The organism is Ruegeria sp. TASC047, from assembly GCF_059612445.1.
Genome location: NZ_JBXWQP010000053.1, coordinates 66,637 through 92,491 on the forward strand (window position 1 = coordinate 66,637; position 25,855 = coordinate 92,491).

The following is a 25,855-nucleotide window of genomic DNA, read 5'->3' on the forward strand; positions in this document are numbered from 1 at the left end:
GTTCAGAGGTCGGCCGCCTGCCTGAGACGACCGGCTGACATCGTTACTGAAGCTTGCCCGGTAGGCTCAGGTCGCCCGAGGCAATGTCGAAAACATCCGTGACGCACAATAGCGGAGCGTGAATGTTGGCGTTTACCTGCAGAGCGGAGGTTACGCCATCATAAGCGATGCCTTCCAACTGAACGTCGTTGGAAAATCCGGCTTTGACTTGAATTTCCGGACCATCGAACAGCGGTGTGAACCCTGGGCTGTCCAGGAAGATTGGGAATCCAGGCCAGGTTGCAGGAAGCTTAGGCGTCGTCCCTTCAGGGATATCGCGCACTGCAAGGGCGCCCGGGCCGCAAGTTTCGGTCGGGGCGAGAACAACCCAGTGGCTGTGCCATTCGATACCGTCGTTGGCTGGGTCGCCATCGCCGTTTTCATCAAACAGCGGGGTGTCGTCAAAATCCGGGTGGCTGGTTGCTGCCATTGCCAAGATGCCGGCGCCGCCTTCGAAACCTACTGCAGACGGATCCAGGGATGTAGGCCACACATAGGACCAGACGTCTGACCCTCCTACTGCCCCGGTTTCTGACGGCACCGATGCCCCGGCAGTACCATTGGTGGTCATGTGGAACGTAATGGTATTGCCGTTGCGATGCGCATGCGCTGCAAGGATGTCAAAGTCGGCCACCTTGGCGACATCAGCGGGAGAGACAACAGCCCCCTCCTGATGTACCGCGTGATCGCCTTATGCGACGGCGGACGAAGCTCCGATCACAACTGCAGCAAGTGATTTCCAGGTGAGTGTCATTTCTTATCTCCGGTAAAGTGATATCGACTCGCCACCAAACGGAGAAACATATTGCAACTTTAATTTCGACTCGCTACTTGTTAGGCATGAGAACCGCCCACAGTATTCGTATCCTTATCAACCGTCTTGCCCGGATAGATTCCGCTGCGGGCTGGACGGGCGACCTGAACCCGACGCAAAGGGCGGCGCTGGAGTACCTTTCCGAGGCAAATCAGTTTTCCCGTTCACCGTCACATGTCGCTGAGTACCTTGGGACAACCCGCGGAACGATGTCCCAGACACTGAAAGCGCTTGTGCGCAAGGGATACGCTGCCGAGCACCGACAAAAATCTGACCAGCGGTCGATCTCGTACGAACTGTCCAAAGCGGGCGCCTCTGTTTTGACAGAGGCCAATCCGATTGCTGACGCCATCGGCAATCTGCCCTCCAGCGTTCAGGTGTCTCTCAAGGATGGTCTGCTTCAGAGCTTGATGTTGGCATTGGCAGCGAACGGCGGTCACTCGTTCGGGAAATGCATGACCTGCGCCTATCATAAGAAAGGTCAGGAAATTGGCTTCTGCAGCTTGCTGGAAGTGAGCCTCGAGCGTGGCGAAGAAGAAAAGATATGTATTGAACACAAAGAGGCCTGAATGACCCTTCCTGAACTATCGACAGTATTAGGTGGCATTTTCCTGGGTTGTGTCACGAACCGCTGGGAGGCAAAGCCGCCCTCTGCCATTCAGAAGGATCGGGTGTCTGGCCGTCAGGTCATTTCGCTTACTGGATTTTCAGATGATGCACAGGCGGACCTGACCGTGCATGGCGGTGCAGAAAAAGCCATTCACCATTATGCGCAGGATCACTATGCGGATTGGCAGAGAGAGGGGCAGTTGCCCCCAGGCGCAGAGCCCGCAGCATTTGGTGAAAACATCTCAACAACCGGTTTGACCGAGGAAAATCTGTGCATTGGCGACATCCTGAGGCTGGGCACGGCAATCGTTCAAATCAGCCAGGGCCGTCAGCCCTGCTGGAAACTGGGACTGCACACCGGAAATGAAAGGATGCCCTACCTGTTTCAGAAAACGGGTCGCACTGGGTGGTACTACCGTGTTCTGGAAACCGGCGAGGTCGAAGCAGGAGATCGAATAACGTTGATTGAAAGGCGCAATCCGGACTGGAGCGTGCAGCACGTGACCCGCGCCCGACTGACACGACGAGTTTCCCGCAAGGATGCCGAAGCCCTCGCAAATCTGACAGACCTAACCCCTGGCTGGCGGCAAGCCTTTGCGCGCATGGCGATGGGCGACGTAAATGAAGATACGCGCGCGAGATTGGGGAGCATGTCGAACACATCGCCTTAAAGCCCCACTGCGAGACTTCAGCATGTTTGTTAAAAGACATGGGCAGGTGGTCAGATAGCCTAGGTCGCCAGCGCGGTGCACATCGGCACGTCAAGGGGCTATATGAATTTCTGGCGGTTGATCAGCCAGGAAGTTTCCAGTGAACGTTCCGCTTTCGCAGTTAGGATATCGGTTCCGGTTGTCGGAAGGAGGGTCCGCATGCGGCGGACCACGTCTTTTGCGCGCCATCTCAGAGATGGCAATCAAAGTTCCTTTGCCCGTTCATCGGGCGGTCGCTATCTCCGAGATGAGCGCGCGGAGCCATTGGTGGCGAGGTGACGCTGCCTGGCGCACGTGCCAGATCTGCGCAATTCTATCGGGTGGCAGGTCGACGGGTGGGCTGCAATGAGCAAAGCCGGCAAAGATATTGTCCTTTAATCGAGCAGGCATAGTCGCAATAGTATTGGTCCCGCGAATAAGAGAGGCGATTGCCGAGAAACCAGGCAGCGTCACTGAGATGCGACGGTGCCTTTCCAGGTGGCTGAGCGCCAAATCGATAGCGGTAAGTTCATGTTGCCCAGGCATCATGACCGCGTGGGGCAATGCGCAATAAGCCGCGATTGTATCAGGAGCAGTCACGTGGTCAGGGTCGAAATAGCAAAGATCATTGTCGGCAAGGATCAGTTTCTGCATCAAGTCGGCTTCGGTTCCGGTAAGCTCGGGCGCCAGCACCAGATCGACCTGCCCGTTGCGTAATAGTTCGGCCCAGTCTTGTTGCGACTGCGCGCGCCAGATGCGCAGTTGTACCCTCGGTTCGCGGTGTCGCAACGCGTGAAATAAAGGTTTCAGCACGATTTCGGTCTCATAATCATTGGCGGCGATCACAAACTGGCGGCTGTCATCACGAGGCTCGTATTGCGCGGGTTCTGTAAATGCGTCCACTGCCTCCAGAATATGTTGCGCCTGTGCAAACAACTGGGCTGTGCGCGGCGTAGGAGAGATACCGCGCCCCATCGGGGCAAACAGCTCATCTTTCACAATTCCGCGTAGCCGGTTTAATCCATGGCTGACAGTGGATTGTGTGACCTCCAGACGTCTGGCCGCCGCCGGTACAGCGATGATCGCTGATATGCTGGGAACGCGGGCCTACGCCAGCGTGGTTGATGGGAAGGGGGTTTCGAAACTCAGAAAAGGAGCCTATGGCATGAGAAGCAGCGAAGCCCCCGTGTCAATCGGCCATGTGGCACTGATTGTGAACAATCTGGACACTGTTGGGACCTTTTACCAACAAGTGCTTGGCTTTGAGGAATTGGCGCGGGATGGCGGAACCCTGAAACTGGGCGCAGGAAACAACGTTCTGCTCTAGTTGCGCCAAGACCGTGCTGCGCGGCGCTATCCGCATGCGGCGGGTCTTTTCCATACAGCTTTTCTGATGCCGGACCGCGATTACCTGGGACGCTGGCTGATCTATGCTGCACAAAACCGCATCCCTTTGACCAAGGCGGCGGATCACGACGTCAGCGAGGCGCTGTATCTAAACGATCCAGAAGGCAATGGGATCGAAATCTACGCCGACCGGCCAGTTGAAACATGGCAGATGGATGGAGAGTATATCCGCATGGGCTCGCATCATCTGGACCCGGAGGCCATTGCAGGTGCGGCCCGTCAAGACTGGTCCGGGGCTCCGGAAAATGTGGTGGTCGGACATGTTCACCTACAGGTCGGGGATATCAATGCGGTCGACGAATTCATGACACGACATCTAGCGCAGGATCGCATGCTGCACGAAGGTTCAGCAGGGTTCTACAGTTCGGGTGGGTACCACCATCACTTTGCAGGCAACGTCTGGAACAGCAATGGTGCAAAAGCTCGTCCAACTGACAGCAGCGGCTTGGATGAGATCGTGCTGTTGACGGATGGGACTGTATTGCAACCGCAAGAGCTGACAGACCCTTGGGGAACGCGGTTCACTGTCAAAAGGAAGTGAACCTGCATGATTGGCCAACAACAAAGGCGTATCTTGTAGGCCGGACAGCGGTAAACTCCGGCGGCGTGGCCGGAAGGTGGAAGCCGGGCGCGGCTTCCACCAAGGGGGAATACCACGCCGGGTCATTTCCGCAAGTCAGTTGCTATCATTCATGATCCGGTCGAAAATATGTGGGTCTGTAACGCCCTCTGAACCGATCAACATCACTCGGGATCGCGGCGTAATTTGAAATTGTCTTCGCAAGTCGGTGCGCAATGACGCGCATATCAAGCCAATCAGACCGGCCACGGCGCTTTCTCCGGCTTCGATTGGCTCATCTCCGAAAGCGCCGCTTGCCAATAGGCGGACGGCCGGTGCCACAAGCTGGTCCGGGATTTTCATGAAACCGCTGGCGGCCTCTTCCAAAACGTTCCATGCCAATTCGGACGGCGCGCCGCAGGACAGCCCAGCCATTATGGTTTCTTCGCCTACTTCGACGGCTGTAGGCCGATTTGCCTGGGCGCTTGCAAAAAGGCAGGGGGCCAATTCAGGTTCGACCACGATGACGCGCGGCGCATTCTGCTCCCATTCCTGGAGGAATACCGCGGTGACGGCAGCCGCTAAGCCTCCAACGCCGCCTTGAAGGAAGACATGAGTGGGTGGCAAAGCCAAATCCTGCACGATCTCGCGCGCCATGACCCCGTAACCAGCCATGACATCAAGAGGTGCCTGAGTGTAACCGGGCCAGGAAGTATCTGAAACAATCAACCAACCGTGTGCCGCTGCATCGGTCCGGGTCTGTGCCACGGAAGCGTCGTAATCTCCATCAACCCGGATCACTTCGGCCCCCAGCTGGCGCATTGCGTCGGCGCGGAATGCGCTTACTTCTTTGTGAATGTAAATTCGGCATGGCGCGCCGAAGCGCTGGGCACCCCAAGCCACTGAACGACCGTGATTGCCATCTGTCGCCGAAATGACGGTTATGTCTGCAATTCCGGCAGTATGGGTGCCGTTTCGGATCTCATCGGCAGTGACTTCACGGCCTGTCTTTTTGGTTAATTCGCGCTGTAATACTCGCAGAACCGCATAAGCGCCGCCAAGTGCTTTGAAACTGCCCAAGCCAAATCTTAACCCTTCATGCTTGTAATAGACTGCGCCCAGATTCAGTGCTTCGGCTAGACCTTGAAGAGACGGCATTGGCGCTCTTTCGTACCCACTCCAGCTTTGAATTTCCCTCTGTGCGAGGTCAAATCCCTCGCGGGGTAAGGTGGCTGTGGCGGCATGGCCAAAGCCTGGCTTGGCTGTATGGCTTTCAATTCCGACTGTCTCAAAGTTTGCGAGCATTTTGTGGTCCTTCCATTGTTGGTGCAAATATAATTCAATGTCAGTGATGATTTCGCTCTGAGGTGTTGGTAATTTTGAAGCAAACTTGCATGAGGTCGCCGTGAAACAAAAATATTCATCAGGAAGTCTGGATAGCTTCGATCTCGCGGTTCTTAGGGTGTTGCAGCAGGACAATACGGTGCCGCACCGTCAAATCGGTGAAAGCGTGAATCTGTCCGCACCCAGCGTGCAGCGGAGGATCAAACGCATGGAGGCGGAGGGGGTCATTGCCGCGCAGTCAGCGCATATTGATCCGGCAGCCGTGGGATTGCCGCTGACCATTTTCGTCGAAGTCGAACTAAAAACCGAGACTGGCGGAAAAATCGATGAAATCAAGAAAAGCTTCTATGATGCCCCTGAGGTTCAGCAATGCTACTATGTTACTGGTGAAGTGGATTTTGTTCTGATCGTTATCGTTCGAGATATGTCCGAATATGAAAAGCTTACCCAACGGTTGTTCTTTTCGAACAAGAACATCCGAAAGTTCAGAACATTCGTTGCAATGGACCGAACAAAGTCATCCATGCAGTTGAACATCTGACTTGTGCCTCTCCAGAGCATGTAGTCTGGCGGGGTATTTGACTTTTGCGCGGCGAGAACTGGAAACAAAGTGCTTGTGCATTCCAAATCTGCCAGAAACCTGGTGATCTGGGCTGTAAATCCTGCCGAGACACCTCTCGGTTTACCTGGAAAATAACCACGTTTCCTGAGGTATTGAGGTTGGGACACATTTGCCCCAACCTCATCTAGGTAACAGGGGTTTATGTTACGATTTGATACGGTCCATTTTGGGATCGTAAAGCGGTTGAAGTGTCACGTCGCAGGAGACACGTTGGGTCGCAACCTCCAACTCATACGTGCCGGACGTAACAAAATCTGCATCAACGCCGTCCTGATTTCGGACATAGCCGTAACCGATGGATTTGCCGGTTGTATAGCCATAGCCTCCCGACGTTAGCCAACCCACCCGTTCTCCATCCCGGTATATCGTTTCGCGGCCCAACAGCACCACATTGGGGTCGACGGTGAAGCAGGCCAGCATCTTTTTGACGCCCTCGGCCTTTTGCTTCTCGCTTGCCGCGCGACCCTTGAAGTTTATGTTTTTGCGCAGTTTCACAGCCCATCCCAGACCGCTTTCAAACGGCGTGTGATCAGGCCCGATATCAGACCCCCAAGCGCGGTAACCCTTTTCTAACCGAAGAGATTCAATTGCGCGGTAGCCCGCATTAACCAGCCCTTGCGGTTGCCCTGCTTCCATCAGCGCAGAATAGACTGTTTGCGCGTATTCGACAGGCAAGTGCAGTTCCCAGCCAAGCTCGCCCACATATGTCACCCGCAGCGCCCTGACCGGGCAACCGGCGATGCCGATTGTCCGGATCGTGCCAAACTTGAACCCGTCATTCGAGACATCATCGCGGGCAACTGCCGCCAGAATATCTCGTGCTTTCGGCCCCATCAGCGACAACACTGCGTTCGAGGAGGTGATATCGAACAGCTGGCAGTTCAGCCCGTCCGGAATATTGCGGCTGATCCAGTCAAAATCGTGGGTGGCATAGCCCGTACCAGTGACAATGTAGAATTCATCATGCGCTACACGGCCCACGGTCAGGTCGCATTCAATTCCGCCCTTGTCATTGAGCATCTGGGTATAGACCAGCGCTCCCACCGGTTTGTCCACATCATTGGCACAAATCCAGTTCATCGCCGCCAAGGCGTCCGGGCCTTTCAGCGCGAATTTGGCAAATGATGTTTGATCGAACAGCACTGCCGCTTCTCGGGCCGCTTTGTGTTCACGGCCAACGGCAGCAAACCAGTTCTGGCGACCAAAGCTGTATTCGTCCTTGGGCGTTTCACCCAGCGATGTGTCGGCAAACCAATTCGGGCGTTCCCAACCCAGTTTTTCACCAAAACACGCGCCCTGATCCATAAGCGTATCGTACAGCGGTGACTTGCGGCAGGGGCGGCCGGACTCGTGTTCTTCATGAGGCCAGGCCATAGTGTAGTGTTTGCCATATGCTTCGACTGTTCGGGTGCGAACCCAATCGGTGTCGAAATGCGGGCGGCCAAAACGGCGAATGTCGGCGGACCACAGGTCAAAGGGCGGCTCGCCCTTGGCGGCCCATTCTGCCAGCACCATTCCGGCGCCACCGCCAGAGGCAATGCCAAAGGCGTTGAAACCAGCACCAACAAAGAAATTCTTCAGCTCTGGTGCTTCACCTACAATGAAGTTGCCATCCGGAGTGAAGCTTTCGGGGCCATTGGTCAGGGTCTTGATCCCCGCGGTCTCCAACGCTGGCACCCGGCCCAGCGACAGCTCCATGATCTGTTCGAAATGGTCGAAGTTACTGTCGAGCAAGGTGTAGTGGAAATCTTTAGGTATGCCATTCACCGCCCATGGGATTGGGTTCGGCTCATAACCGCCCATGACGAGCCCACCAACTTCTTCCTTGTAATAGGTCAGCCGATCGGGATCCCGCAGGGTGGGCAGATCGCCGGGTACACCAAATGGTTCTGTGACCATGTATTGGTGTTCCATTGGCACCAGCGGCACATTAACGCCGAACTTGGCGGCAAAGTCGCGCGTCCACTGACCGGCACACACGATCACCTTTTCACATTCGATACGGCCATGTTCAGTGATTACGGCGCGGATCTTGCCGTTCTCGATTTCAAGATCGGTGGCCTTGGTATCCTCGAATATCTTCGCGCCTGCCATGCGCGCTCCCTTGGCCAGCGCCTGGGTAATGTCCGAGGGGTTTGCTTGCCCATCGGTGGGCAGGAACGCCGCGCCGATGACGTCACCGATATCCATCAGCGGCCAAAGTTCCTGCGCTTCCTTCGGGGTTAGCAGCTGCATGTCCAGACCAAAGGAATGGGCTGTGGTGGCCTGCCGTTTGACCTCGGTCCAGCGTTCCTCGTTGCAGGCAAGGCGCAAACCACCATTCATTTTCCAACCCGTTCCCAGACCGGTTTCTTCTTCAATCTTGTTGTACAGATCGACTGAATATCCCAGCAGCTGAGTGATATTGGCGTTCGAACGCAGCTGCCCCACCAGACCCGCAGCATGGAATGTGGTGCCCGAAGTCAGCTTTTTGCGCTCCAGCAGCACCGTGTCGGTCCAACCGAGCTTGGCAAGGTGATAGGCGGTCGAGCAGCCGATGATGCCGCCGCCGATGATGACGGCTTTGGCTGTATTTGGAAGGTCGGTCATATCTGTCCTCAGGTGTTTTTGTAATCGGTCAGGGCCGTGCGAAACCGTGCGAGATTTTCGCTTGTGTAGGCTGCGTAGTCGAAGTCGATATCCGAGGTGATCTCGGACACCATGCTCCACATGGTTTCACGAAGCAGCGAGGCGCATTTCATCGCCGTATAGCGATGACGCAATTGGTTGGTGACGGGTGCCTGAAAGTAGGTTTCCAGAACCCAGTCCTCTTGTTCATTGGAAAGAGAGTTGTTCGAGGCCAGCCCACCCAAATCAAACAATGGCGAGTTGAAGCCCGCGTAGTCGAAATCGATCAGCCACAGGCGGGTGCCATCGTCCAGAAAGTTGCCGCAAAGCAGGTCGTTATGGCCAAACACGATGTCGTACGGCCCGGCCTCGGCTTCCAGATCATTTCCAATTCGCACAAGTTCAGGGATCAGGCCTTTATGCGAACTTCCACGATCGGTGAGGGTGGCGGCATAGTCGCGGATGACATGAAAGACCCAGAACACCAGCGACGGGCCGCGCAGGTGCTTGGGCACCTCAAGGTGGCAAGCTTTCACGAGCTCCAGCACCCGCGGCAGCATACTGGGGTCGCGTACGTGTTCTTCGGTCAGAGTGCGGCTTTCGACGAATTCCAGCACTGTTAATTCGTTGGACGAAAACACTACAGCGGGTGACAGACCTGCAGCATGGGCGGCCTTACTGGCAGCCAGTTCGTTGAAGCGCATCACCTGGTGCAAAGGGATGTCGTCACCGACACGCACCACATAGGATCCACTGCTGTCAGTGACCTTGTAGTTCACATTTGTAATCCCACCCGTCAACGGGGTGGCTTTGATCTCGCCCTGCCAGATCGGTAGCTTCCGAATGCGGGTCATCAGGTCGGATTGGGTCATATCAACTCTCCATTCCAAAGCGGATGCGTGCCTGACGAGCGCTTGCGTTGATCAGCCTATCAGCGATGATGGCAATGAATGCGATAGACAGCCCTGCCACCAGACCTCGACCAGTGTCAGCCTTTGTCAGGGCAATGTAGACTTCCTGCCCCAGATCGCGGGTGCCAACGAGGGCGGTGATAACCAGCATGGACAGCGCTAGCATGATGGTCTGGTTAATACCCAAAAGGATTTCGGGCAGGGCCATGGGCAGGCGAATATGGCGCAGGAGTTGCGTGCGTGTGCACCCGGAGACCAATCCGGCCTCGATCAATTCCTCACTGACCGAGCGCACGCCATGGGCCGCATAACGTACGGCCGGGGCCAGTGCGTAAAGGACTATGGCAATCAGAGCAGTGAAATCGCCGACGCGAAACAGCATCACAACCGGGATCAGATAAACAAAGCTGGGCAAAGTCTGCAACGTATCAATCAACAGGTTGATCACCGTCCCGGCGCGTTTGTTCAGTGCAGCCACAACACCCAGCGGAACACCGATCAGGGTAGCAAGAAACACAGAGGCTCCGCAGAGATAAACTGTCACCATTGCCTTGGCCCACAGTCCTGAAATGAGGATCAGCGACGCCAGTCCTCCGCACAGCAGCGCCAGCCGCCAGCCCCCTGCGTGCCAACCCAGCAAGGTCAGCATGGCAATGGCCCAAGGCCATGGAATTCCCAGCAAGACCGTTTTGATCGGGATCATGAACCACGTCAGGAAGAAGATCTTGATCGCCTCGAACGTGTCGAAATAGTTGATGTTCAGGTATTTGACCGTGTCATCCCAGAACCCGCCAGTGGTGATCGTCTGGCTTTCAGGATATTCCAGCAACAGGGGCGAAAACTGCCCCAGAACCCAAGTCAAAATCAGTAGGATCAATACCAGAATCGTCCGGCGATGGCGGGTGACCCACGAGCCGGGGAGCTCGTGATGGACCTGCCCCATACGCTCGGCGAAAGCCTGACTTAGGCGATCAACCGCAATGGCCAGAACCACAATGGCAATACCGGCCTCGAACCCTGCACCGATATCCAGTCTGCGCAGCGCGGCAAGGACGTCGAACCCCAATCCTCCGGCCCCAATCATCGAGGCAATGATGACCATGTTCAGCGTCAGCATGATCACCTGATTGACACCCACCATCAGACTGTGGCTGGCGGAAGGAACCAAAACGCGCCACATCAACTGCTTTTGCGTCGTGCCTGCCATGCGCCCGAAGTCCAAAATCTCGGGGTCGACGGCTCTTAAGGCAAGCGTGGTGATCCGCACCATGGGTGGTGTCGCATAGATGATAGTTGCAACAAGCGCCGCAATCGGTCCAAAGCCGAACATGAACAGAATTGGTACCAGATAGGCAAAGATCGGGATTGTCTGCATCAGGTCCAGAATGGGCGAGATGATGCGATCGAAAGTCAGGTGGCGATAGGCCAATATCCCCAACAACAGCCCGCCGCCCGCGCCAATCGGCACCGCAATCAGGACCGAGGCAAGCGTTACCATCGCGCTGTCCCACTGGCCAAAGACGGCCAGATAGGTAAAGCAGCCGCCGACCAACGCCGCCAACCCCCAGTCCCGGCAATACTGTCCCAAAGCTATTACGGCGGTGATAACCACAATCCAGCTGATTGCAGGTAGGATGACTTGCGCATCGTTGCCTTGCCCGGTGACAAAACCCTCGGCCAGCAGGGACAAGACAAGGTCATAGGGCTGTTCTATCAACCAAGCAGCAGCGCGGGTAACGTCGGTGAACGAAACTGGGCCGATTGCAGCATCCTCGATCAGCCAGGACATTGCAGATGAGATATAAGTTTTGAACGGGACGACCCAAGCCGATGGGAATTTGGTGATCCAGCGCGCATCGAGCGCTTTTCCCAGGTTGCTGCCGAAATACCCCAGCAGGATCGTGAGTCCGACAAGCAGCAGAATGACTAGCTGACTGCGGGACAGGCGGCTCATACCGCGTCCCCTTCACCGAATAGCACATGGGCCACAGCCTTGCGATCAATGGCGCCAATAACCAGACCATTGCTGTCTGTCACGGGAATTGGCGCATCTGCGGCGATGATCCGTTCCGCCACGGTCGAGACGCGGGTCGATTGCACAATGGGCTCACCTTCACCTGCAGCGCCGACGGTCATTACACCACCAACCGTCAAAACCTTGGAGCGCGGAATATGGCGCGTGAATTCAGCCACATATTCTGTCGCTGGATTCATCACCAGTTCTTCCGGGGTGGCGATCTGGATGACTTCACCATCTTTCATAATGGCGATGCGGTCGGCCAAGCGAACGGCTTCTTCAAAGTCGTGTGTGATAAAGACAATAGTCTTATGCAACCGTTCCTGGAGTCGCAGAAATTCATCCTGCATTTCGCGCCGGATCAGCGGATCGAGGGCCGAAAAAGGCTCGTCCAGAAACCAGAGATCGGGCTCTGTCACCAACGATCGAGCAATGCCCACACGCTGTTGCTGACCACCCGAGAGCTCTCGTGGATAGTAGTCCTCGCGCCCTTTCAGGCCGACCAGTTCCACCACGTCTCTCGCCTTTGCGTCGGCTTCGTGTTTGGGCGTAGCCTGAATAGTCAGGGGGAACATCACATTCTGCAATACGGTCAGGTGCGGCAGCAGGGCAAAATGCTGAAACACCATGCCCATCTTGTGCCGACGGATTTCAATCATTTCTTTCTCGCTGGCGCGCAGCAGGTCGGCGTCGTCGAACAGAACCTCTCCGCTCGTGGGTTCGATCAACCTGGATAGACAACGAACCAGGGTTGATTTGCCTGAACCGGACAGGCCCATAATGATGAAGATTTCACCTTCAACGATTTCAATATTGGCGTTGCGTACCGCTCCGATCACACCCGCATTTCGAATGTCATCTGCCGATGGGTTCGGATTTTGCGCCAGAAGGGTCTCGGCGTTTGGACCGTAAAGCTTCCAAACGTTTCGGCAGGACAGTTTTGTTGTGGGGGTCATCAGTGGTGTCCGGGACTAAGACGGAAAAAGACCGAAGCGGTAGAGGAGAGCGGGGTAACCGCTTCGGCCAAGCAGATTATTTAGAGATCCAGCCAGACCAACGGTCCTTGTTCGTCTCCATCCAATCCGCGACAACTGCATCAATATCCACACCGTCCAGATCGGCTTTGCCGACCATGGCGCTCATCTCGTCGTTATTGATGTTATAGGCTTCGATGATGTCATACGCGCCCGGCCACTTTTCTTGCAAGCCAGACCAAGCAGCCTTCCAGATCGGACCGCGCGGTTTTCCGCAGTCATAGGCCAAATCCGGGTTCACACCGACTGACGGGTCGCTGTAGCATTCGGCCGAAAATGGCGGAAACTCCACGAATTCGCCGTCATATTTGGCCGGGGCCCAGTGCGGAACATAGACCCACAACATGATCGGGTCTTCGCGCTGATATGCAGATTCCAGCTCTGCAAAAAGCGCAGCATCCGTGCCTGCGTGGACAACTTCAAACTCCAGCTCTAACGCTTCGACGCGTTCTTCGTCGAAACCGCCCCAGGTCACGGGTCCGCCGACATAGCGCCCATTTGGCGAGGTTTCAGCCGTGGCAAATTCCCCTGCGCAGTCTTTCAGAGCTTCCCAGTTTGGCAGGCCGGGGCAGCGGTCTTTCATGTAAGTCGGGTACCACCATTCTTCGATCGCCATCAGACCGGTTTCACCAACGTTCACCACATTGCCAGAGGCGGTGGCTTCGTCCAGCGCTTCACGCCCGGTGGTTTCCCAGATTTCCATTGCCAGATGTAGATCACCTGTCTTCAGGCCCGCAAACTGAGCGATATAGTCTGCCTGTACATATTCAACGTTGTATCCGGCCTCTTGCAGGATTGATCCCATTATCTTGGTGTTGATCAGCTGCCCTGACCAATCATGCAACGTCAGTTTGATAGGGTCCGTCGATTCGGCGGCCCAAGAAGCCGAAGCAGTTACGCCAGCGACTAATGCCATTGCGTGTAGTGCATTGAATTTCCTGATCATGTTGTGCTCCCTGAATGTGGCTTTTTGAGTGTTTTTCGTTTATTACACTTCCATGCTGCGCCAACCTGACAACTACGTCAATAAAAACCACACTTCGCCACGAATATTCGCTATAATTCACACAAAAAGCCCCGAGCGTCACAGTATTGGGAGTAATATTGTTTTATTGGGATGACTGCCGTATCCCCCATTCAGGAGGTCGCATGTTAAAGCCACGAAAAACCACAAATCAGCGCGAAGAAGAAATCCTTCGCGAGCTGCAAAATGCGGGCGGGTCGTGCAGGGTCAGCCTCCTGGCTCAAAAACTGAATGTTTCCAATGAAACGATCCGGCGCAACGTCAAGGCGCTGGAAGAGCGCAAGATCGTGCGGAAGGTGCATGGCGGCGTACATCTTAGCGAAGACGCCATAGAGCCACCCTTTGAAAACCGCTTGGGAACGCAAGCACATGCGAAAGAAGCAATAGCCCGGGCAGTCGCAAATACAATTAGCGACGGGGATTCCCTATTTCTGGATATCGGTTCGACGACCGCCTACGTCGCGCTTGCGCTACGGAAACACAAAGACCTGTTTGTAGTTACAAATTCGGTTTTCGTCGCTTACACGTTGTCAAAGCACAACAACAACCGGGTGTTTCTGGCGGGTGGAGAACTGCGCGCCCATGATGGGGGCGCTTTCGGTGCAGAGGCATTGGATCTTGTGAAGCGTTTCAACGTACAGCTGGCAGTGTTCTCAGTTGGAGCCGTGAATGGCGATTTGGGCTTCATGCTTCATGATCTTGAAGAGGCCAATATCGCGCGTGCTGCGGCTGAAAATGCGCAGGTGCGCATCGTCGTAGCCGACAGCGGAAAATTCAACAAGCGGGCTCCGATATCTCTCCATAACATGGCCGGAATTGATGTTTTGTATACGGACCGCGTTCCTCCTGCCAACATCCTGGCCATGCTCGACAAAAATGAAATCGAAGTCGTTATCGCAGGGTCGGACTAGTGTCAGGGCTCATAGCCAATAAATGGGCTCTGAAGGTGTAGACGCCCCCGCTAGCCTCGATGTGCCATTGTGGGTTTGCAAACAATTTGAATGGAGGCGTCTACACCTTCAGAACTGATAGATGTACCCAGCGTACAAAACTGCATCCTTGAGGAGATGGCAGCCTTTTAATGAGATCATGTTGAAACCTGTTAACGAACTATTCGATGGGAAAAACGTCAAATCGCGCATGTTCGTCAACCGGGCCTCATAGTTTGCGACACATCCGTTCAGAATGTGCAAACAAGTTGGCAATGCCGACTATTATACTGACACTGGACCTGTTGTTCCTCTAACAACATGCTCCAGCTCGCAGCAAATTTTAAAATGTTCCGACTCATCTGACGTAATGTAATCGGTGAACTTGTCCCCTGCGAGTTTACCGATGGCTTCGGCGGGGATTCGAATGGTGGTGAGCCCCGGCTCAACATCAGCCGATCCCTTGAAATCTCCGATGCCCATTATTGAAAGATCGCCGGGAACGTTCAACCCCAGTTTCTGGGCCGCAAACAAAGCGCCCTGCGCTATGACGTCATTTCCACATAACAAAGCCGTAAGTCGAGATGTTTCCGCCAAAAGGTTCAGCGCAGCCTGCTTGGCCTGCGAAACGCTGTAAGGAGCTTCAGATTCGTGCTCGCCCGGAACGGAGACACCCATATTTTGTAGCGCTTCGTGCACGGCGGAAAGTCGATGTTGCGCGCGGTCATTACCACTGGTCTTTGGAAAGATCAGCCCAATGTCACGATGCCCTAGGGCCAGCAGATGCTCTGTTGCGAGACGGCCGGCCAACTGGTTGTCGGCCCCGACACAAGGAAGATCCGAATCCTTTGAGTAGTTCCAAATCGCAAGTGCAGGTATTTTCTGCTGCGTGATCAACCGATTGGTGGCATCGGAATGCTCCAAGCCAACCAATGCCACGCCGTCCACACGATGTTCAAGAAACTTGCGGACCATCGCGTATTCCCGATCTAGATCATACCCGTGCGACGCCAGTAGAAGGCTGAATCCTGCCTTGTCGATAGAGTCGGAAAAAGCCTGAATGACCTCGGCGAAGATGGCATGGTTGATAGTTGGTACGACCAGGCCAATCGTTCCTGACCGTTTGCCATGCATTGTTTGAGCGGCACGATTGCGGATATACCCAAGCCGCTGCACTGCCCTGTTGATCTTTTTGCGAGTCGCAGGGCTGACCAGATCAGGGTGATTGAAGGTACGAGAAACCGTAGACGGCGAAACCTTCGCGGCCTTTGCGACTGCCACGATATCGACTTTACCATGCTGAAAATTAGACATAATTTCGTCCTGTCCGGTCGATTGTATGAAAACATTTGCAATACTATTTTCATCCCCTAACCTGATTTGTCAACAAACCAAAAGTGCAGACAAACGGGTTGGGAGGCACTGGATGGAATTCATTTACTACTTCGGGGATGTGTTCACACCGATGTCCTTCTTGCTGCTTTTGGGCGGCACGATCGGAGGGCTGATCCTGGGCGCGACACCAGGCTTGTCACCAACGATGGCGGTTGCCCTTTTGATTCCGTTCACCTTCCAGCTTGAGGCCGCACAGGGGCTGATCTTGCTGGGAGCCGCCTATACCTCGACCGTTGCTGGTGGCGCGGTGAGTGCAATTCTACTGAAAATCCCAGGCGCTCCAGCCAATATTGCCACCACTCTGGACGGCCACACCATGGCCAAGCAGGGACAAGGGGCGCGGGCGCTGCAACTGTCGTTTCTGGCCTCGGCGGTTGGCGGCATCTTCGGTGTGCTCCTATTGATCTTTCTGACACCGGTTTTGGCCAAATGGGCGCTGGCGTTTGGCCCCTCACACCTGTTCTGGCTGGCCATTTTGGGGGTGACTGTGATCGGCACGCTAGATTCTGCATCCGTGGTCAAAGGTTTGCTATCGGGTTGTATCGGATTGTGGCTGGCGACAGTCGGTTTCGACGACATTATGGGCGCGCAACGCTTTATCTTTCACCCTGCACTGGGCGGCGGCATCAACATTATCGCGGCGCTGATCGGTCTGTTCGCGATCCCTCAGGTGCTGACGATGTTTGCAAAGGGACGCCACGACACGGGTGCTGAAGTCATCGAAGTACAGCGCCATTCGATCATGGCCGCATTGCGAGAACTGTTCAGCCGTACCCGAGCACTTAGCATCGGCACACTGACAGGTTCCATCATTGGCCTGATCCCGGGCGTTGGCGGGCAGATTGCCGGGCTGGTTGCCTATGATCAGAGTAAGAAGTTTTCAGCCGAGAAGGACAAGTTCGGCACGGGTCATTCCGAGGGCGTAATTGCCGCGGAGTCCGCCAACAATGCGATGGTGGGCCCATCTCTGGTACCGTTGTTGACCTTGTCGATCCCGGGTAGCCCAACCGCAGCCGTTTTGCTGGGCGGGCTGCTGATTCACGGAATTTTCCCGGGCTCGGATCTGTTCGACAACCACCCGGACGTGGCGTGGACGTTCATAAACTCCATGCTGATCGGCCAGGTCCTGATGTGCGTCTTCGGCCTATACATTGCTGGTCTGGCCGCGCGTGTCGCGCAGGTGCCGCAATCGGTCATGGCGGCCGTTGTTCTGGCCCTTTCGGTCTTCGGCGCCTACTCGGTTCAGAGTTCGATGGGGGATGTCTATGTCATGGCGTGCCTTGGCATCGGGATGTTTTTTCTGGAACGATTTGGATTCTCGGCTGCTCCGTTGGTTCTGGGATTGATCCTTGGTCCGATTGCCGAAGCCAACTTCATTCAGGGCGGAATGATCGCAGACGCGACCGTCGGCAAAGCCTCTTACTTCCTGACGGGCGGATTGAATCTTCTGCTGATCGCCGTTGTACTGGCCTCAATTGCCTACTCGGTTTGGATGGAACTTCGCCACCGACGCTATACCACCAAAGAGGAGGCACAGGCATGAACCGCACACAACACATAATCGGGTCGGGTTTGGTTTTTGCCGTAGGACTTTGGGTAACCTGGGTCAGCTTTACTCAGCAACCGGTCGAGGCATTTCTGTTTCCGCGTCTTGTCGCTTCGGTCTTTGTGGTTTTGGCAGGGTGGACCTTCGGCAAAGCGCTGATGGGATTGTCCAAGGTAGGCAACGGCGTGACCCGCATGATGTTCATCAATATGCTGCCGGGCTTGTTCGTCACCCTTATCTATGTCTTCTGGGCGTCCAAATCGCTGGGGTTCTACACAGCAACGGCAATTGCGTTTTTCATTCTGCTGTCGATTTACGATCCAGACCCACATTCCGAAGCCAAAACCTGGGTCAAGCGCGGTGTCATCACAGCGATCTTTGTGGCGGTGATGTACGGGCTCTTTGCCATGCTTCTGCAAGTCTACACACCAAGGGAATTTCTGTTCTGACCGCAAGGGATGCGGATGAACCAAAATAGGGAGGAAACGCAAATGAAACGGTTGATTACAGGGGCAGCACTGGCCCTCACGAGCCTGACGGGCGCGGCGGTTGCCGAGGAGTATCCCGAACGCCCAATCATGATGATGGTCAGTTACGGCGCTGGTGGCGCAACCGACTTTCAGGCGCGGATTGTCACCATGACATCCGGGAATGAAGACGCGCTGGGAATGCCAATCGCCATCATGAACAAACCCGGCGCCGGAGGGCGTGTGGGTTGGAACTGGTTCGCAACCCAGGCCGACGCCGATGGCTACACGCTTGCTGCCTACAATGTTCCACATTTCATCGCCCAATCGATCAAGGGTGGGGTCGAGTATTCGGTCGACAGCTTTGAGCCCATTGCCAACTGGGGCGCCGACCCGGCTGTCTTCGTGGTTGGTGCGGACAGCCCGTTCAACTCGATGGAAGGTGTTGTCGCATATGCCAAGGAGAACCCCGGCAAGCTGACCGTGTCCGGGGCTGGGCTTTTTGTTGGTCACCACATTGCGGCTCTTCAAATCGACAAGGCTGCAGGAACAACGATGGCCTATATCCCGACCAAAGGTGGCGGCGCAGCGGCCATGAAAGCGGTAATTGCTGGCGAAGTCATGGGTGGTATAAACAACCTGTCGGATGCGTTCCGCGCAAAAGAGGCGGGCAACGTCAAAATCCTGGGTGTCGCAGATCTTGAGCGAAACGCGTTCCTGCCCGACGTGCCGACCATGATGGAACAGGGGCTCGATGTCGACAACTCGTCGGTCAATTTCCGGGGCGTGATGGTGCCCAAGGGAACGCCGCCTGAGGTGATCGAGAAACTTGCGGAAACGGTTCCCGAGATGTTCGCCAACGATCGTGTGATGAAAAAGATGGAAGCCGGCGGATCGCCCATGCACATCATGACACGCGATGAAGTGGTCAAGATGTGGGAGAAACGTCAGCAAACACTGAACGAATTGTTGGCTGGGCTCTGAACCAGTCAACTCCCTACGGGGCGGCGTGGGTCCGCCCCGATCAACAATCGAGGACCGAGATGAACGCTCAGGAAGGGGTTTCCCCCGAGATCGACGAAGTTGATCGCATAGTAGCGCATGCGCGCAAGGCCCAAGCGACCTTTGAAGAAAGCGGCAGTCAGGCGCTGTACGACAAGGCGGCGCTGGCGGCGGGATGGGCAATCATGGAGCCAACACGCAATCGGGCACTGGCCGAAATCGCTGTTGCGACCACCGGTCTGGGTAATGTTCCGGACAAGATTACAAAGAACCACCGCAAGACTCTGGGCTTGTTGCGCGATATCGCTGACGTGAAAACCCACGGCATCATTAGCGACAATCCAGCAACCGGCATGACCGAGATTGCACGCCCAATCGGTGTAATCGGTGCTGTGGTTCCATCGACCAACCCCGCTGCGACGCCGGCGAACAATATCATCAATGCGCTCAAAGGAGGCAACTCCATCGTGGTGGCACCATCCCCCAAAGGAGTCGCTTCCTGCGAGATGCTGATCGCTTTTATCCATTCAGAGTTTGACAAACTCGGCCTTGATCGCGATCTGGTCCAGATGATCCCTGCGCCCGGATCCAAGGCCAAGACACAAAGGTTGATGGAAGCCGTAGATCGCGTGATCTGTACCGGCAGTCAGAACAACGTCCAACGCGCACAATCCTGTGGAACGCCAGCAGTGGCGGTTGGTGCGGGCAATGTGACGGTGATTGTGGACGAAACCGCAGATCTGGCCGCAGCTGCTTCCAAGATCACGGCATCGAAATGCTTCGACAACGCGACGTCCTGCTCGTCTGAAAATGCGCTGGTTGTTGTAGATGCGGTCTATGACGCCTTTGTCGCCGCGATCGCCGTTGAAGGCGGTGCCTTGGTGCCATCTTCCGAGGCTGGAAACATCATCGCACGGCTGTGGCCCGATGGACATCTCAACCGATCTGTAATCGCGCAGGACGCTGGCAAGATGCTTGAAGCACTGGATATGGCGGATAAGGTCCCCGAGGGGACCAAGTTCCTAGCTGTGGAAACTGACGGAATTGGCCCGGATCATCCTTTGTCGGGGGAAAAGCTCAGCCGGGTTCTGGCGCTTTATCGAGCGGCAAATTTTGAAGAAGCCAAGGTAATCGCGGCTCGTATTCTGGAACACCAGGGCGCGGGGCATTCTGTCGGAATCCATACCAGCGACGACGCGCGCGCGGTTGGGTTGGGTCGCGACCTGCCCACCTGCCGGGTCATCGTAAATCAGGCGCATACCTTTGCCACTGGTGGCAGCTTTACCAACTGCATGCCATTTTCGCTCTCAATGGGCTGCGGCAGTTGGGGAGGCAATTCCATCGACACCAATCTGCATTGGCGGCATTTCGTACAAACGACAAAGATCATCCGTGAAACGCCTCCTCGCGAACCCGAATTGGAAGTGATATTTGGCGGCTACTGGTCGGAGGCGGGGCAATGATCGAACCACCCAAGGGAACCGTCCGGAACTGGCTTGACCGTCGGGCAAGCCGCGGGGGAACTGGGTTCGTTTTCCCGGACGGGGCGCGGGACCTGACTTGGGGTGAATTGCGTGACTCAGCTCGCCGTATCGCAAGCATGTTGACCGAACGGGGTGTGGCGAAGGGAGAAAGCGTCGCCATCCTTTACCCCAATTGCCGGGAAGCGCTTGAGGTCCTTTTTGGCGTTCTCTATGGCGGATTTCGGGCCACGATGATCAATCTTGTCGCGGGTGACAGCGCCGTTGCCTATGCGCTGGAACACAGCGGCGCATGCTATGGATTTGTACATTCCGATCAAACGGACCTGTTCAGGCGAACGGCCAATCCTGCGAAAATCAAACAGTTGAAGGTGGCAGATGCTGTTGAGTCCGGCAGCAACCTGCATAGCCTCTCGCCTCATAGCCACGCGTTGTTGATGTATACATCCGGAACAACCGGTCGCCCCAAGGGGGTGGTCCACACACATTCCAGCCTGTTGGCAGGGGGTTGGACGACCAAAATTGCCCATGAATTGTCCGAGGCTGATCGCGGGTTTTGCGTCTTGCCGATCTATCATATTAACGGGCTCTGCGTGACGGTGATGGGAACACTGGTCTCAGGCGGATCGTTGGCCATGTGCGAACGATTTTCTTCCAGCAAATTCTGGGACAATCTTGGAAAGGCCGAGGCAACGTGGTTCTCGGTCGTTCCGACCATTATCTCGCACCTGCTGCACTCTGAGACTAGCCCGGATGCGCAAACCCGGCAACGCGTGCGTTTCGGGCGCTCTGCGTCGTCAGCCTTGGCGCCGGACGTGCAGCGTGGCTTTGAGGATCGTTTCGAAATCCCAATCGTGGAAACCATGGGCTTGACGGAAACTGCCGCTCAGATTCTGTCAAACCCGCTGCCCCCCGGCGTTCGGAAGATTGGTTCACCCGGCATTGCATATGGAAATGAGGTTGCAATTCTGGACGCGGAATTTCGGCCTGTACCTACCGGAACAGAAGGTGAGTTGGTCATACGCGGTCCGAATGTGATGCTGGAGTACCTCAATGACCCGGATGCTACTGCGGGCACATTTACTTCGGATGGCTGGTTGCTGACCGGAGATCTCGCCCGCATGGATCAGGACGGGTATGTTTATGTGACCGGTCGATTGAAAGAACTGATCATTAAGGGAGGGGAGAATATAGCCCCTCGTGAGATTGACGAGGCACTTTATTCACACCCCGACGTTGTTGAAGCTGCGGCCTTCGCCCGCCCTTGCAAAAGCTACGGTGAAACCGTCGAGGCAGCGGTCAAAATTCGAGAAGGTTCTGAATTGACGCCGCAAGCTTTGTCAAAGATCTGTGAGTCCCAGCTAGGCCGTTTCAAGTCTCCTGACAAAGTTCACATTCTGATTGATCTTCCAAAGGGCCCTTCGGGGAAGATCCAGAGAAACAGGATCCTACAAATCGTTAGCGAGGAGGCGAGCGACTTGAAAATGTAGATGGCAATGCCGGTCCGACTCTACCTGAAAAATAAATGCCAAAACAACAGCGGGAATAGCCACAAAAGCAACTCACATCGCCAGCTTCAGCAGTGCCGAAAGCCTTTCAATCGTCATGATAAGCGTGTTTACATCAACGGTTCCAGGCACCCGTTGTGGCAGATGCCTGAACGCCTCTCCTCTTTCGGAGCGATCTTACTCAACCGCCACCGTCACCGAGATTACCTTGCAGGTAAAACGCAAAGCTGCTTCGGCGCCGTTCGCTTTGGCCACCGGTGTGGAAAGGTCGAAGCCAACGTCTGCTGTTTCGTCCGCCGAAAAGATGATGGCCAGTGTCTGGTCGGTCCTGCCCTGTGCCACCTGCATCCCGTCAACAAAGAGGGTGCCGTCCCACCTTTGCCAGGGCTTCCACCGTCATAATCGAAATCGAGGACGATTTCATGAGTACCTTCGGTCACAGGTTCGGACGCCGAAACAGTAAATATCTCGATCCCCAACCAGTTTTAGGCATAGGCTGGAACGCCATTTTCAACATAAATCGACCAGCCGCCAAAGCGGCCCGCTTGGGCGATAATGGTTCCGCGGTCACCGTTCGAAGGTTCTTCGATATGTTCTGAAATGCGTTAGGAGAGGTTCTGGATATTCGGGGTCATGCCAGTCATGCCACTGCAATCGCCGAAGCTGCGTGTCGACGGAAAGGCCCATGCGATCACCTGAACTACTCGGCGCGCTCGACTCTGTGCAACAGAGCCTGGCAAAGCTCAGTGATCTGACCCGTGGTATTCTGAACCGTGTGATACATGTAATGGACCACAGGCTTGCTGAAATGACGTCACTGATTCGCGTGTTTTTTGGTTTGCCCGAGGCCAGAATGCTGTCGCCATTCGGGCTCGAAGGATCGTTCGGAATTCGCGTGGCTTCACGAAAATGTCACGAAGACCGAGCTGATCCTCAGAAAATTGCCAGCGATAGGTCGTTGGAGATATTTCTGCTTGTGGTTGCCTAAGATTTCATCAAGGCTTTATCCCAGAGCCAAAAGATGTCACGGTTCAACGCAGTGAAAGACAACTTTCGCAACTTCTTTACCGACAGAAACCAAGAAAGCTGCGACGCAGTGTTCCTTGCGAATTGGCGAAACCAAAATCGAAATGGACGAAGTCCCAGCGGGCGTCGGTCTAACCCGGCTGCTGCGTGCGACCCCGATCAAGTGGGGCCGCGCGGCGACGAAAATATGGGAGAGAAATCATGAACAGATACATTCGGAACTCAGTGGCGGGGCTTTTGTCGTCGACCATGATCACAGGTGCCGCGTTTGCCGCTGGCATGCATCCTGAAACCGGCGAAGCGCTGGCGGACGATCAGACCTTTACCTACCGCATTCTGGACGAGCACAGCTCGGTCGATCCGCAGGTTGTCGAAGACGTTTCCGGTGCTGAAATTGTACGCGACCTGTTTGAAGGGCTGATGAACCAGGATGAGGATGGCAATCTGGTTCCGGGCGTTGCCACAGGTTACACCGTCGATGACAGCAAGAAAGTCTATACCTTCACACTGCGCGGCGATGCTAAATGGTCGAATGGCGACCCGGTAACCGCCGGAGATTTCGTTTTCGCCTGGAAACGGGCGGTTGATCCGGCACTGTCCTCTCCCTACGCGTGGTTCATGGAACTGATGTCGATCGAAAACGCATCAGCGATCATCGCAGGCGAAAAACCGATTGATGATCTGGGCGTTAAAGCCATCGATGACACAACCCTGGAAGTTACGCTGAGCGCGCCGCTGCCGTATTTCCCGCAGATGACAACGCATTCGACAACCTTCCCGGCACCTCAGAAAGTGATCGCGGAATTTGGTGATGAATGGACCAAACCCGGAAACATCGTGTCCAATGGCGCGTATGTTCTGACCGAGCACTTGCCACAGGAACGTTCCGTCCGTGAGCGCAACGAGATGTACTGGGACAATGACAACACCATCATCGACAAGGTTGTGGCACTGGTCATCAATGATGAAAACGTAGCCCTGACCCGCTATCTGGCCGGTGAACTGGACCGGACCGAAGTTCCCGCCGGTCAATTCCCGCGTCTGCAGGAAGAGCATCCGGGCGAGGCTATCAGCTTCCCGCGCCTGTGCAACTACTACTACACGTTTAACGTGTCGGACAGCGGCCCTGAAGAATTCAAGGATCCCAAAGTTCGTCAGGCCCTGTCGCTAGCCGTCGACCGGGACATCATCACCAAGAATATCAAGGCCGGTGGAGAGCCGCCCGCGTATACATTCGTGCCAGAAGCAACCGCAGGCTTTACTGTCCCGGTCGTGGAAATGGCATCGATGAGCCAGGCCGAGCGCGATGAGCTGGCCAAGGAATTGCTGGCCGAGGCTGGCTTTGGCGCGGATAACCCTTTGACTTTCTCGATGGTCTACAACACTTCGGAAGCCCACAAGAAAGTTGCCGTCGCGCTGAGCCAGATGTGGAAGCAAAAACTGGGCGCCAATGTTGAACTGGCCAACATGGAATGGAAAGTCTTCCTGGAAGAGCGGGGCAACCAGAACTTTGATCTGGCCCGCGGCGCGTGGTGTGGTGACTATAACGAAGCCTCAACCTTCCTTGACCTGTTGCAGTCGGATTCGGGCTACAACGACGGCAAGTATAACAATGCCCGCGTGGACGAGTTGCTGGCCGAAGCCAAAACTTCGGACGATCCGGCTCCGCTGTACACCGAGGTCGAGCGTATTATCGCTCAGGAAACCCCCGTTATCCCGATCTATCACTATGCTGGTGTCTACATGATGGACAGCGATGTCGGAAACTGGCCGGTCAAAAACGTAGAGCAAAACTGGTACTCAAAGAACCTCTACAAAATCGCCGAGTAATCATCTTCTGACCATGACCTGCCCCGAAGTTTTCTTCGGGGCAGCGCCATCTATTGGGGGCATTGAATGCTTGCCTATGTCATTCGGCGGGTCCTGACCGCCATACCGACGATTCTGCTGCTGATCGTCGCCTGTTTCTTCTTGATGCACTATGCGCCCGGTGGGCCCTTTACCTCGGAACGGACATTGCCGCCGCAGGTTCTGGCCAATATCGAGGCGCGGTACGGCCTGGACCAGCCGTTGTGGAAGCAACTCTGGGATTATCTGTACAATATCGTTGTGCATTTCGACTTTGGCCCGTCTTTCAAGTTCAAGGACCGCGATGTGAACGACATCATCGCGCAGGGCTTTCCGATCTCGCTGACCTATGGGTCGCTGTCCTTTCTGGTCGCTACTGTGGTGGGCATAGGACTGGGGATTGCCGCCGCAATCCGGCACAACAGCTGGATCGACTACTTTGCGGTTGGGCTGGGGATTGCAGCGCAGGCGCTGCCCAACTTCATCATGGGTCCGATCCTGATCCTGACATTCACCCTGTGGCTGGGATGGTTGCCCGGCGGCGGGTGGAATGGTGGTCAGTGGCCCTATCTGATCATGCCGGTTATCGCCCTTGCGACATCTTACATGGGATCGATTGCACGGATCACCCGGTCTTCAATGCTGGAGGTTCTGAATTCGAACTTCATCAGAACCGCCCGTGCCAAGGGCCTGCCGACAAGAACCGTAATCTGGCGTCATGCGATGAAGCCGACCTTGCTGCCGGTCGTATCTTATCTGGGACCGGTGTTTGTCTATGTGCTGACCGGATCCGTCTTTGTTGACATCTATTTCTCGACCGGAGGTCTGGGGCAGGCTTATGTCGGCTCGGCCTTATCACGCGACTATGCCGTGCTGCTTGGGGTTACGATCCTCTATGGCGTTCTGACCGTTCTGGTAAACCTGCTGACCGATCTGGCCTATGCCTGGTTCGATCCGAAGATCCGCTACTGAGGGGC

General features: G+C 55.4%; 23 protein-coding genes and 2 pseudogenes. 14 read left to right on the top strand and 11 right to left on the bottom strand.

Translation table 11 applies throughout. The features are described from left to right. Window positions 1-43 precede the first annotated feature (43 nt). Window positions 44-793: pseudogene (locus AC2FLO_RS18620) on the bottom strand (hypothetical protein). Between AC2FLO_RS18620 and AC2FLO_RS18625 the strand changes: the two are divergent. Next, window positions 787-1,422: a MarR family winged helix-turn-helix transcriptional regulator gene (locus AC2FLO_RS18625; protein WP_496806637.1), complete on the top strand. Its 636-nt coding sequence runs from the start codon at window positions 787-789 to the stop codon at window positions 1,420-1,422. The pseudogene AC2FLO_RS18620 and the gene AC2FLO_RS18625 sit on opposite strands and share 7 nt — an antisense overlap. Then, on the top strand, window positions 1,423-2,133 hold the full coding sequence (locus AC2FLO_RS18630) for an MOSC domain-containing protein (protein WP_496753335.1): 711 nt from the start codon (window positions 1,423-1,425) through the stop codon (window positions 2,131-2,133). 261 nt (window positions 2,134-2,394) lie between these two features. Here AC2FLO_RS18630 and AC2FLO_RS18635 read toward each other — a convergent pair whose 3' ends face one another. After that, complete coding sequence (locus AC2FLO_RS18635) at window positions 2,395-3,150, bottom strand: LysR substrate-binding domain-containing protein (protein ID WP_496753334.1); 756 nt, start codon at window positions 3,148-3,150, stop codon at window positions 2,395-2,397. 6 nt (window positions 3,151-3,156) lie between these two features. Then, a pseudogene (locus AC2FLO_RS18640) lies at window positions 3,157-3,204 on the bottom strand (hypothetical protein); the annotation flags it as partial. On the opposite strand from AC2FLO_RS18640, the gene AC2FLO_RS18645 reads away from it, so the two are divergent. Together AC2FLO_RS18645 and AC2FLO_RS18650 are read left to right on the top strand one after the other, a co-directional pair. Beyond that, window positions 3,194-3,478, top strand: coding sequence for a VOC family protein (locus AC2FLO_RS18645; RefSeq protein ID WP_496753333.1), 285 nt, complete (start codon window positions 3,194-3,196; stop codon window positions 3,476-3,478). The pseudogene AC2FLO_RS18640 and the gene AC2FLO_RS18645 sit on opposite strands and share 11 nt — an antisense overlap. A 66-nt stretch (window positions 3,479-3,544) precedes the next feature. Beyond that, window positions 3,545-4,099, top strand: a complete 555-nt coding sequence (locus AC2FLO_RS18650) for a VOC family protein (RefSeq protein ID WP_496804077.1) — start codon at window positions 3,545-3,547, stop codon at window positions 4,097-4,099. Window positions 4,100-4,234: 135 nt separating this feature from the next. Here AC2FLO_RS18650 and AC2FLO_RS18655 read toward each other — a convergent pair whose 3' ends face one another. Further along, complete coding sequence (locus AC2FLO_RS18655; protein ID WP_496804078.1) at window positions 4,235-5,596, bottom strand: diaminopropionate ammonia-lyase; 1,362 nt, start codon at window positions 5,594-5,596, stop codon at window positions 4,235-4,237. Between the two features lie 4 nt (window positions 5,597-5,600). Here AC2FLO_RS18655 and AC2FLO_RS18660 point away from each other — a divergent pair, with 4 nt between their 5' ends. Beyond that, a complete protein-coding gene (locus AC2FLO_RS18660) occupies window positions 5,601-6,002 on the top strand; it encodes an Lrp/AsnC family transcriptional regulator (protein WP_496804079.1) in 402 nt (133 codons plus the stop codon). A 225-nt stretch (window positions 6,003-6,227) separates the two neighbouring features. Here the strand turns inward: AC2FLO_RS18660 and AC2FLO_RS18665 are convergent, their stop codons facing one another. The 5 genes from AC2FLO_RS18665 to AC2FLO_RS18685 all read right to left on the bottom strand — a co-directional run bounded on the left by AC2FLO_RS18665 (window position 6,228) and on the right by AC2FLO_RS18685 (window position 13,598). Beyond that, window positions 6,228-8,672: a GcvT family protein gene (locus AC2FLO_RS18665; RefSeq protein ID WP_496753329.1), complete on the bottom strand. Its 2,445-nt coding sequence runs from the start codon at window positions 8,670-8,672 to the stop codon at window positions 6,228-6,230. 8 nt (window positions 8,673-8,680) lie between these two features. Next, the gene (locus AC2FLO_RS18670; protein WP_496753328.1) at window positions 8,681-9,562 is read right to left on the bottom strand and encodes a phosphotransferase; all 882 of its coding nucleotides are present in this window, start codon (window positions 9,560-9,562) and stop codon (window positions 8,681-8,683) included. A 1-nt stretch (window position 9,563) separates the two neighbouring features. Further along, the gene (locus AC2FLO_RS18675) at window positions 9,564-11,555 is read right to left on the bottom strand and encodes an ABC transporter permease (protein WP_496753327.1); all 1,992 of its coding nucleotides are present in this window, start codon (window positions 11,553-11,555) and stop codon (window positions 9,564-9,566) included. Further along, window positions 11,552-12,574, bottom strand: coding sequence for a quaternary amine ABC transporter ATP-binding protein (locus AC2FLO_RS18680; RefSeq protein ID WP_480546022.1), 1,023 nt, complete (start codon window positions 12,572-12,574; stop codon window positions 11,552-11,554). Before AC2FLO_RS18680 ends, AC2FLO_RS18675 begins: the two co-directional genes overlap by 4 nt. A gap of 76 nt (window positions 12,575-12,650) precedes the next feature. Beyond that, on the bottom strand, window positions 12,651-13,598 hold the full coding sequence (locus AC2FLO_RS18685; protein ID WP_496753326.1) for an ABC transporter substrate-binding protein: 948 nt from the start codon (window positions 13,596-13,598) through the stop codon (window positions 12,651-12,653). Between the two features lie 203 nt (window positions 13,599-13,801). Here AC2FLO_RS18685 and AC2FLO_RS18690 point away from each other — a divergent pair, with 203 nt between their 5' ends. Next, entirely contained in the window at window positions 13,802-14,587 is a 786-nt protein-coding gene (locus AC2FLO_RS18690; protein WP_480588139.1) for a DeoR/GlpR family DNA-binding transcription regulator, read from the top strand. Window positions 14,588-14,890: 303 nt separating this feature from the next. On the opposite strand, the gene AC2FLO_RS18695 is transcribed toward AC2FLO_RS18690, so the two are convergent. Continuing rightward, window positions 14,891-15,919, bottom strand: a complete 1,029-nt coding sequence (locus AC2FLO_RS18695; RefSeq protein ID WP_480588141.1) for a LacI family DNA-binding transcriptional regulator — start codon at window positions 15,917-15,919, stop codon at window positions 14,891-14,893. Between the two features lie 112 nt (window positions 15,920-16,031). Between AC2FLO_RS18695 and AC2FLO_RS18700 the strand changes: the two genes are divergently transcribed. The 5 genes from AC2FLO_RS18700 to AC2FLO_RS18720 are packed head-to-tail and all read left to right on the top strand — an operon-like array spanning window position 16,032 to window position 21,986. Continuing rightward, window positions 16,032-17,543, top strand: coding sequence for a tripartite tricarboxylate transporter permease (locus AC2FLO_RS18700; protein ID WP_480488014.1), 1,512 nt, complete (start codon window positions 16,032-16,034; stop codon window positions 17,541-17,543). Next, window positions 17,540-17,995: a tripartite tricarboxylate transporter TctB family protein gene (locus AC2FLO_RS18705; protein WP_496753325.1), complete on the top strand. Its 456-nt coding sequence runs from the start codon at window positions 17,540-17,542 to the stop codon at window positions 17,993-17,995. Before AC2FLO_RS18700 ends, AC2FLO_RS18705 begins: the two co-directional genes overlap by 4 nt. Window positions 17,996-18,037: 42 nt before the next feature. Then, a complete protein-coding gene (locus tag AC2FLO_RS18710) occupies window positions 18,038-18,997 on the top strand; it encodes a Bug family tripartite tricarboxylate transporter substrate binding protein (protein WP_496753324.1) in 960 nt (319 codons plus the stop codon). A gap of 59 nt (window positions 18,998-19,056) precedes the next feature. Beyond that, a complete protein-coding gene (gene sauS / locus AC2FLO_RS18715) occupies window positions 19,057-20,478 on the top strand; it encodes an acylating sulfoacetaldehyde dehydrogenase (RefSeq protein WP_496753323.1) in 1,422 nt (473 codons plus the stop codon). Then, entirely contained in the window at window positions 20,475-21,986 is a 1,512-nt protein-coding gene (locus tag AC2FLO_RS18720; RefSeq protein ID WP_496753322.1) for a class I adenylate-forming enzyme family protein, read from the top strand. Before sauS ends, AC2FLO_RS18720 begins: the two co-directional genes overlap by 4 nt. A 195-nt stretch (window positions 21,987-22,181) precedes the next feature. On the opposite strand, the gene AC2FLO_RS18725 is transcribed toward AC2FLO_RS18720, so the two are convergent. Beyond that, the gene (locus AC2FLO_RS18725; protein ID WP_496806636.1) at window positions 22,182-22,346 is read right to left on the bottom strand and encodes a hypothetical protein; all 165 of its coding nucleotides are present in this window, start codon (window positions 22,344-22,346) and stop codon (window positions 22,182-22,184) included. Between the two features lie 343 nt (window positions 22,347-22,689). Between AC2FLO_RS18725 and AC2FLO_RS18730 the strand changes: the two genes are divergently transcribed. From AC2FLO_RS18730 to oppB, 3 genes are all read left to right on the top strand, one after another. Beyond that, entirely contained in the window at window positions 22,690-22,992 is a 303-nt protein-coding gene (locus tag AC2FLO_RS18730) for a hypothetical protein (protein ID WP_496753321.1), read from the top strand. Window positions 22,993-23,231: 239 nt separating this feature from the next. Further along, window positions 23,232-24,860 carry a peptide ABC transporter substrate-binding protein gene (locus tag AC2FLO_RS18735; protein WP_496753320.1) on the top strand — a complete coding sequence of 543 codons (1,629 nt, stop codon included), beginning with the start codon at window positions 23,232-23,234 and terminating at the stop codon, window positions 24,858-24,860. 66 nt (window positions 24,861-24,926) lie between these two features. Then, a complete protein-coding gene (gene oppB / locus AC2FLO_RS18740) occupies window positions 24,927-25,850 on the top strand; it encodes an oligopeptide ABC transporter permease OppB (protein WP_209507493.1) in 924 nt (307 codons plus the stop codon). The last annotated feature ends 5 nt before the right edge of the window (window positions 25,851-25,855 follow it).